Here is an 8,495-nt window from a genome sequence, read left to right on the forward strand (position 1 = left end):
TTCAGTCATTCAATAAAGGATACCGCAACCACCTCTGGCGGGTGCGTTGCGGTATTTTGTGGACAGCATTTTTATGCAGCCTTGTCCGGCTTGCGCTGCCTTGTTTTCCAGCCGTACACGGCGGCTACATACGGATAGAGGGAACGTGTTCTCCGGCGGAAGCCTTCTTCGTCGATTTCAAGGTTGTAAATCTTATCGGCGATACGTTCCGCTTCGTCACGGTCTTTGGCGATACGGTATAAGGTGTAGTTCGTACCGTCATGATGGTCCATCCGTCCGCGAATGTTGTAGCCGTCGCCGTACCATTCTGCATCGTCGCACTGGGATTTCAAAATATCGGCAATGGTGCTGCCCAATATTTGATAGCCTTGTCTCCGGCCGTTCCATAATCCCAAGTTGCCGAACACGACAATAATGCCGTCCACTTCTTTATTCAGGTTGCTTCGTTCATCGTCCAGTCGGCAATATACTTCTTCAACCCATTCTTCATCGCTGACCTCGTAACTGTCATCGTCCAATATTTCCCGCTGGGAATCTTGATATTCTTCTTTTGCCGTTTCGTCCAACAGGTCATAGCTTGACCAAATCATCTGTTTCATACGTTTTGAATTTTAAGTTTGACTTTCGTTTTTTATCCCTGCTTTCGGAGGGTTTCCCTCGTCCGGCGGGATTTGATTTTACGTGCAGGCCACAAGGCGGACAGAAGGGAAATAAGGCAAGGAGGAAGCGGATAGTCCCGTGGACGATTTCATTTGTGTTGAACAAGTATTGACGAGCTTGCGAGTTGATGGTTGTTAACGACAAATGAAGCCGCGCCTTGCCGATTCTCGACCGCCTTAACTTTGCACGGGAAAATCAATGGACGGCGGCGGACTCTTCGTGTGGAGTATGAAGGAGTATAAAAGTGTGGACGTTCCGGAACGGTAACGAGTAAATGAATCCAATGCGACAAATAGCAATATCCGTAATAAAGGTAAAACTATCAGTAATTTGTCTACGTAAAACAAGAAGGTGATCCCGTATTTTTGTACCGTGAAACAATAGGATTAAAAAATATGGAAAACAAGACAGAGGAAATAAGAATCGACGTGAGCCGTCAGACGGCAGAAGAACTCGCGTTGGCGAAGGAACATGCGCAGCTTGTGTTTCGCCTGAACCACACGATGCCCATGACGGAAGAATATGACACATTGCTCCACAGGATTTTTCCCGATATGGGTGCAGGCAGCGTGGTGAACACGCCACTCACGGCGGTACGTCCGCATTGCGTGAAAATCGGACGCAACGTAGTGGTAATGAACGGTTGTCTGATGATGGCGGCAGGCGGTATTATCATCGATGACGAGGCGCAGATCGCCGCTAACGTGCAGCTTATCTCGAACAACCATGATCTCGACAACCGTCAGGTCATCACTTGCCGGCCCGTGCATATAGGCCGCCGCACATGGATCGGCGCGGGAGCCACTATCCTGCCGGGTGTCACCATCGGCGAGAACAGTGTGGTCGGTGCAGGCAGCGTTGTAACCCGCGATGTGGAACCGGATACTATCGTGGCGGGAAACCCTGCACGGGTTATCCGAAGGATAGAAAAGAAACAATAACGGAAACAGCGTATGGACAGGCCTTATATTTTTTGCCACATGCTCACTTCCCTCGACGGGAAGATCATGGGAAACTACATGACAACCCCTGAAGGGGAACGGGCTGCACGGGAGTTTTACGACATCGCCTTCGGCAAGCGGCCCTTCTATAGACATCAGGGATGGCTGTCGGGGCGTGTCACCACGGACGACAACTTCACGTTTTACGAGAAGCCCGCATTGGACGAGAATGCCCCGGCAGTACCTGAAGGCGATTTCGTGGCCCGGCGGAGCGACATGTACTACGTGTCGGTAGACTTTTCGGGGCGTCTTGGCTGGAAGTCGCACGTGCTGACCTACGAGGACACGACCGCCGAAGTCGTCGAGGTATTGGGAGCCGGTGCAAGCAACGCCTACAAGGCATTCCTGCGCAGGCTCGGCATCTCGTATGTCATCGCCGGAGAAGACAAGCTGGACTATGGACTTCTGCTGACGAAGCTGAAAGCCCTTTTCGGTATCGAAACGCTGATGCTCGGCGGTGGCGGCGTGCTCAACTGGTCGTTCATCCAAGCCGGATATTGTGACGAGGTGAGCATTCTCATGGCACCCGCAGCAGATGGTTCGAGGGATACCCAGACGCTGTTCATGACCAAGGAGGGACTGACCGCTGACGCGGCACAAGGGTTCCGGCTCATAGACGTGAAGGCGCTTGGCAGCGGTACGGTGTGGTTGAGATATAAACCGGTTCGACCGGAGGACGGAAAGTGTGAGGTATTATCATGATAATTGAGGAGGAACGAACGATGAAAATAAAACGCATTTTATTATCGCTGGCCGTTCTTGGCGCCTTGTGCGTGTCGGCTTACGGTCAGAACAAGAAGGAAGATACAACGACTTCCGTGCTCGTGGCTTATTTCTCGGCTACCGGAACCACGGCACGCGCCGCCGAACGGATCGCGGAGGAGACGGGCGGAACGCTTTATGCTATCACTCCCGAAAAGCCTTATACCGCCGCCGACCTCGACTGGACGGACAAACAGTCCCGCTGTTACGTGGAGATGCACGACGCGAAGTCGCGTCCCGCCATCGAAGGTAAGGCGGAGAGTCTGGAAAAATATGACGTAGTGTATATCGGCTATCCCATCTGGTGGGGAGTGGCACCGACCATCGTCAACACCTTCATTGAGGGACACGACCTGCGTGGCAAACGGCTCATACCTTTCGCCACGTCCGGAGGGAGCGGCATCGAAAAGAGCGTGGAAGCCCTGCGTAAGGCTTACCCCGGCCTGACGTGGGAAAACGGCAGGCTGATGAACCGGTAAAGGAAAGAATTACGATTCAGAAACATTATTCATCGACAAAAACAGATATGACATGAAAACGATTTTTATTACAGGAGCTTCGTCGGGCATAGGAAAAGCGACGGTAGAATTATTTTCCGCCAATGGCTGGCAGGTTATAGCCACCATGCGCAACGTGGAAAAAGGCAAGAAACTGGTGGAACTACCCAATGTCGTCGTCATGCCGCTTGACGTGACTGATCCGGAGCAAATCCGGGAAACCTGTCGGCAAGCATTGGAACAATACGACGTTGACGTGCTGTTCAATAACGCAGGATATGGCATCATGGCACCGCTGGAACTTATTCCGGAAACTGAAATTCGAAAACTGTTCGATACAGATGTAATCGGAACCATGCTGGTCACGCAGCAATTCATACCGCATTTCAAGCGACGCCGGGCAGGGGCCATTCTGACCACAACTTCCTTGGCGGGTATCATTGCCCTGCCGCGCGATGGTGTGTACGGGGCGGCCAAGCGTGCCCAGCAGGGTATGGTCGAGTCGCTTTACTATGAAATGAGGCCGTTCGGCGTGGCTGTAAAGGCGATGATTCCCGGAGGTACGAAAACGAATTTCCAGACACCTCTCAATGACGTAACCGGTTATGAGAAGGCTGCAGAAAACCAACGGAAATACCTGCTGGACGGTCATGCGGAGTTCCCGGAACCGGAAGAGGCGGCAAGCGTGATCTGGCAGGCCACGACCGACGGAAAAGACAAGTTGCGCTATCCGACCGACAGCGTATGCCGAAAACTGTACGACCAGTACATATCTATGGGTATGGAAGAGTTCAAGGAATATTTCTACAAACGACTTTTCGAATAGCGTACTTTCACCCGATAAAAATCGAATTTTAAGGACAGAGGGTCTAAAAATAAAAGCGGCCCGAAGGCCGCTTTGTTTCAAAAAGGCAGGAATTACTTCTTGCCTTTTTTGGGCTTCTTTGCCGGTTCCGCAGGAGCTTCCTCCTCTTTCTCGACAGCGAGATAGAACTTGACGGCGACCGTTACGATGCGGTTGTGCAGCACGCCGTCTTTGTCGGTCCACTCTTCGGGCTTGAAGTAGCCCTCCACGGTAAGCAGCGTGCCCTTGGTGAGCTGGTCGAACGACCCGGTATTCTCGTTCTTGCGCCATGCTTCAATGTTCATGAAAGCGGATATACGCTTGGTTTCCTCACCGTTCTTCTCCTGACGGGCTACTGCCAGCGGGAAACGTGCGACACTTGTGGTGGTGAACTGACGGACTTCGGCATCTTTTGCCACGAATCCGGTTACTGCGAAATTGTTCTCGATCTTTTTCATTGCGATTGCTTTTTGAAGTTAATAAATCAGTTTTACGGTGCATAAAAAGTAGGTGCAGTAAAGGGCTGCACCAAGGATAGCGCATAAATACTCTTTATTTTGGAGGCGAAGCCCCAAACCGCAGGCCCGATAAAGGAAGATTTGTGCGATACGCCATTGGTCAAGACCACCAGGTCGCGCCCGTCTGCATACTAACTTTGCAACGAAAAACGATATGGCGACTTCAAATAGAAAGCGGTCGCGAAAAAGTCGAGGCGAAACAATCGCAGCGGGTTCGGAGACATGAAAGACCTGTCCGTCCACCGACACAAGACCGCTCCCGTTCCGGCAGGTGGGCGGGAAGAACATCTGGCAAGAAAGCGTATCGGCTGTTTGGGGTTGAAGCGGCAAGAACGATATACCGTTTATACAACCATGTACGCTGCATAGTGGAAAAGGAGCCCAAACGAAGAGCCGACAAAAGATGTATGCGGCGTATTGATGTCGCTGTCTCTATCCGGCAAGAGAAATGAGGGAAAGAAGAGGAAAAGGAAAAAAGGCTGAAGTCTGCCTTGAAACAAAGCGGAGGAACCGCCCCTTCGCACGAATGGACGTCTTTTACAAAAGGATATGGCCTGCCAAAAGGTATAAAGGGTTATTTCCGAAGGAAACGGTACGGATGTCTGTTACGGAGATAAAAAAGGGATTCCCGCCGGTGTGTACCTGTTTAGCCGGTATAAGCGGGCTGAAACCGATGCTACGTTCAGCCCACTTGCTTTTACCTCCTTTCTGTTTCGGTCTGCAATTCCACCGGTTCATCATCCCATGTCAGTTCCTTACCGAGTAGTTTGTAAACAGACCCCTTTGGGAGTTCTATCTCGATTGGTACGTACCCTTGCTCGCTCTCGATGTACACTTCTTCCGAGTACTCCCAATGCCCACACCAGCCCCGAACGGGCTTTTCGGGCATAATCCATTCTGTTCCGTCTTTATTTACTGCCAACCATGCCATAATATTACATTTTTAACCTGTTTCTCTGTGATAATTTTATTCTTCTTGAGCTATCATTCTCTTACTGTATTCCAAAATTTTATCCATCGTAAGCCACTCCGGTTTTTCGTCCTCTTTGAAACTCTCATGCAGTTTTATCATAAATTCAATTTGCAATTTTTCGTCGCCAGCCCATAAAGATTTGGGATGTCTGTTACCGTAATTAAGGTAATACTCGCAGTCTGACCGTAAGCGGTCTAACAGTTGGTATCTGAAAACCGAATCTCTGTGTATTACTTCGTCTACCGTTACTCGTCCATTTGAATTTGTTACATCGTTTGCCATAATCTAAAATTTTGAGTTTTCTTTTTTCCCTCTTGTAGCACCAGCTACTTTCGGGCCTGATTTAATTATGTCGCCCCCAAAGGTGTCATGGCTCTTTATGCAAGGTTTCACGATTAAATACTACCCGTGCGGAGCGAAGGGTGGAGATTTTGTCGTGAACCGTCAGGCTTTGACCTTGCATACAAGAATGGCATGACAAGTACCTTTGCGACACAATTCATATCAGGCAGCCCGAAAGCGATGTGCGAACACAGGGAAAAGAAGGTCTCTTGCAAAAGGTCCGATAGCTTATATAAAAGGGTTGCAGCGAAAAGAAATATAAATGGATCTCCGGGCTGTATAATGATTATGAGGATAAAAAAGGTATTGCGCCGGCATGTCTGCCGAGAGAAAAAGAAACGGGCTGAAACTGGCAGTTCCGGTTCAGCCCGCAAAAGTACATCGGAGGTCTCTTGCCCGTTCCCGTCAGAAATGGGCTACCATAATCCGATTTTTGAAAATTCTGTTTTTATCACTCGGTCGCCGTTGGTTTATCCAGATATGGTGTGCTCCGTATCCGAATATAAAATACTCATCGAGTGAGGTCTCGTTTTTCAAACGTTCCATACTTGCACGAAGTTCGGTTTCGTCAGTTGCAAAAAGAATCGTGTTCATGATTCTGAAATAGATTTCTTCCGCTTCATCGCTATAGCGGCAAAAGACGTGTTCGATTGTTACGTTCATGGTTCTATTGGTTTGATTGAGGTGTTTTGGGTACATTGGTCATTATGGATTCTCCGTCTTCGTTGAAAATCTCTATTGTCGGGTTGCCGTCGTTTTCTTCGGGGAGCATATTTTCTGACGTGTCAGTCAATGCTTGCCACTCTTCATAGCAAAGACGGTTGTCAATGATGTTCGACACGTCCTCACAGTTCCATGAGCGGACGATTGCCTCGGCTTCTTCGTAACTGTTTGCTTTTACACTGAAATAATCCCGCTCCCAACTTGTAACCTTACGGTCTTGATAAAATTTGTATTCTCCCATATCCTTGTTTTTTTAATTGTTCACTTCTACAATATCCTCGATCCTGCCGTACAGTATCGAGCGTAAAGCTGTTTTGTCAATCGCATAATACTCGTGAATGCTTCCGTGCTGTTTGACGAAATACCGCTTGAGGACGTCGGAAAAGTCAAAGTGATAACCGTTCAAGGCAATTCCACGTTTGAAATAGATGCTTTCCCACACGTTACGGGTAATCCAGTTTTTTTCTTCCCTGTTTAACTTGCCTCCGTTGTTCAGGTGTACCCGCAATTTGTAAACCTTGCTATCCTGTAATGTCGCCAGTTCGGGAATATCCCATTTGACGAATTTTGTTGCTATCTGTGTCATACGTTTGCTATCGTTTAATCATGGATAATCACTTCATCACGGTATTCTGAAATTTCCTTGCCGCTTTCAAGGCGGACAACTATGGTGTTACCATAGTCGCCCACGATTGTACCTTCCGTGTAACCTTTGTATGGATTGAGCAGTGTACAGGACAAACCGATAATATCGCTGTCTTCTTCGTATTCGTACATAGTGAATGCGTTTTTAGGTTACAGCTTAATGTCCCACTTGCCTTGCGAGAATATCCGAAAGCTCACGTATTCGTCCTCTAACTCGTATGTCAGTATGCGGATATAGATTTTATCTTTGGCTTCCAAAGAAGCTACCAGTTCGTCGATTTCTTTTTCCGGGTATTCCCAACGGGAAGAAAATTCGGCATCTACTATATCACTATACCGATTGACAAAGCCGTTGAAATTATCGTCCAGAAATGCCTCTATTTTATCGAGGTCTTGCTTGTTTTCTGTACTTGCATGAAAAATGTTTGTTGCATAGTTTGCCATAACTTTGAATTTTAAGTTTTCTTTTTTCCCTCTTGTAGCAATCAGCTACTTTCGGGCTTGATTTAATTATGTCGCCTTAAAAGGTGGCATGGCTCTTTATGCAGGGTTTCACAACCAAATACTACCTCCGCAAAGCGGAGCGTGGAGATTTTGTCGTGAACCGTCAGGCAGAGACCTTGCATACAAGAAAGACATGACAGATACCTTTGCGACACAATTCATATCAGCAGCCCGAAAGCGGATGTACGAATACAGGGAAGAGAAGATCTCGTGTAAAGGGTTGATGGTTTATAAAAAGGGAGTTGCAGCGAAAAGAAAAATATGCCGTGGAATATTTTTTTCTTTTGGCTGTACAATGGGACCAGAGCGTTTTACGAAGTTCGGGAAAAGGTTTAGTTTAGTCCATTAGCCTATATATATGCTAAATCAAAGTAAACTATATTTAGGCAGACAAATTTGCCTGCCTATAAGTTTTTCCTTATCTTTGTATGAATTAGAGAAGGCTTGCTTTTCTTTTGGCTGCAATGGTTCTTGGAAGTTCAAATACAACCGTCGGACGAGGAAAAAAATTCTGGAAGGAAGCTGGTTCAAGAAGTCCCGATTATAAGCAAGTGCAAGGAAAGAAACAGAGTGAAAACAAAAAATCGGGAAATGCCTTTAATTAGCAATTTTGTTTCTTATTTGTTCCTCAATTAAAACTATGAAATTTTCAATACACTGAATTTCAAGTCATTATATATGCTATTTTTGAGAGATTGAATTTATTTTCCAATAAAGTCATGCGCCGACGATGTATTTTATTCATCCGATAATAAGCATAAACCAGACCCGCTATCCCTAACAATACATATCCAACAATCATATACGAAGATGCCCACCAGGGAGGCAGCACTTTAATAGGAAAGGCTATGGCATTTTCATTCCACATCCCATCAGAATTAGACGCACTCACCTGAAATACATAATCCCCGGCAGGTAAATTTGTGTACGTCACATGAGGAGCATCATTCGTTTCCGTCCAATCTTTTTCAAATCCTTCCTTACGATAACGATACTTGTTTTTTGAGGTATTAATATAACTCAAGG

The 8,495-nt window shown here is 47.3% G+C and carries 14 protein-coding genes; 4 read left to right on the plus strand and 10 right to left on the minus strand.

Annotation, left to right across the window (positions count from 1 at the left end):
• Nucleotides 1-71: 71 nt before the first annotated feature.
• Nucleotides 72-599, minus strand: coding sequence for a hypothetical protein (locus BACPLE_RS12075; RefSeq protein WP_007562287.1), 528 nt, complete (start codon nt 597-599; stop codon nt 72-74).
• A 456-nt stretch (nt 600-1,055) separates the two neighbouring features.
• On the opposite strand from BACPLE_RS12075, the gene BACPLE_RS12080 reads away from it, so the two are divergent.
• The 4 genes from BACPLE_RS12080 to BACPLE_RS12095 are packed head-to-tail and all read left to right on the plus strand — an operon-like array spanning nt 1,056 to nt 3,746.
• Entirely contained in the window at nt 1,056-1,601 is a 546-nt protein-coding gene (locus tag BACPLE_RS12080; RefSeq protein WP_007562291.1) for a DapH/DapD/GlmU-related protein, read from the plus strand.
• Nucleotides 1,602-1,613: 12 nt separating this feature from the next.
• Entirely contained in the window at nt 1,614-2,363 is a 750-nt protein-coding gene (locus BACPLE_RS12085) for a RibD family protein (RefSeq protein WP_050505539.1), read from the plus strand.
• A 20-nt stretch (nt 2,364-2,383) separates the two neighbouring features.
• A complete protein-coding gene (locus tag BACPLE_RS12090; protein ID WP_032953686.1) occupies nt 2,384-2,902 on the plus strand; it encodes a flavodoxin in 519 nt (172 codons plus the stop codon).
• Nucleotides 2,903-2,954: 52 nt separating this feature from the next.
• Entirely contained in the window at nt 2,955-3,746 is a 792-nt protein-coding gene (locus BACPLE_RS12095) for an SDR family oxidoreductase (RefSeq protein ID WP_007562297.1), read from the plus strand.
• A 92-nt stretch (nt 3,747-3,838) separates the two neighbouring features.
• Here BACPLE_RS12095 and BACPLE_RS12100 read toward each other — a convergent pair whose 3' ends face one another.
• The 9 genes from BACPLE_RS12100 to BACPLE_RS12150 all read right to left on the minus strand — a co-directional run.
• Complete coding sequence (locus BACPLE_RS12100) at nt 3,839-4,222, minus strand: single-stranded DNA-binding protein (RefSeq protein ID WP_007562298.1); 384 nt, start codon at nt 4,220-4,222, stop codon at nt 3,839-3,841.
• A gap of 757 nt (nt 4,223-4,979) precedes the next feature.
• The gene (locus BACPLE_RS12105) at nt 4,980-5,213 is read right to left on the minus strand and encodes a hypothetical protein (RefSeq protein WP_007562304.1); all 234 of its coding nucleotides are present in this window, start codon (nt 5,211-5,213) and stop codon (nt 4,980-4,982) included.
• A gap of 36 nt (nt 5,214-5,249) precedes the next feature.
• The gene (locus tag BACPLE_RS12110; protein WP_007562306.1) at nt 5,250-5,537 is read right to left on the minus strand and encodes an LPD11 domain-containing protein; all 288 of its coding nucleotides are present in this window, start codon (nt 5,535-5,537) and stop codon (nt 5,250-5,252) included.
• 465 nt (nt 5,538-6,002) lie between these two features.
• Complete coding sequence (locus BACPLE_RS12115; protein WP_004289503.1) at nt 6,003-6,260, minus strand: hypothetical protein; 258 nt, start codon at nt 6,258-6,260, stop codon at nt 6,003-6,005.
• A gap of 4 nt (nt 6,261-6,264) precedes the next feature.
• Nucleotides 6,265-6,561, minus strand: coding sequence for a hypothetical protein (locus BACPLE_RS12120; RefSeq protein WP_007562309.1), 297 nt, complete (start codon nt 6,559-6,561; stop codon nt 6,265-6,267).
• Nucleotides 6,562-6,573: 12 nt separating this feature from the next.
• The gene (locus tag BACPLE_RS12125) at nt 6,574-6,906 is read right to left on the minus strand and encodes a hypothetical protein (protein WP_007562311.1); all 333 of its coding nucleotides are present in this window, start codon (nt 6,904-6,906) and stop codon (nt 6,574-6,576) included.
• Nucleotides 6,907-6,920: 14 nt separating this feature from the next.
• Nucleotides 6,921-7,097, minus strand: coding sequence for a hypothetical protein (locus tag BACPLE_RS12130; protein ID WP_007562312.1), 177 nt, complete (start codon nt 7,095-7,097; stop codon nt 6,921-6,923).
• A gap of 18 nt (nt 7,098-7,115) precedes the next feature.
• Nucleotides 7,116-7,409: a hypothetical protein gene (locus tag BACPLE_RS12135; RefSeq protein WP_007562314.1), complete on the minus strand. Its 294-nt coding sequence runs from the start codon at nt 7,407-7,409 to the stop codon at nt 7,116-7,118.
• 724 nt (nt 7,410-8,133) lie between these two features.
• On the minus strand, nt 8,134-8,495 hold a 362-nt coding region (locus tag BACPLE_RS12150), incomplete at its 5' end, for a triple tyrosine motif-containing protein (protein ID WP_148374578.1).

The sequence above is a fragment of the Phocaeicola plebeius DSM 17135 genome, assembly GCF_000187895.1.
Taxonomy (GTDB): Bacteria; Bacteroidota; Bacteroidia; order Bacteroidales; family Bacteroidaceae; genus Phocaeicola; species Phocaeicola plebeius.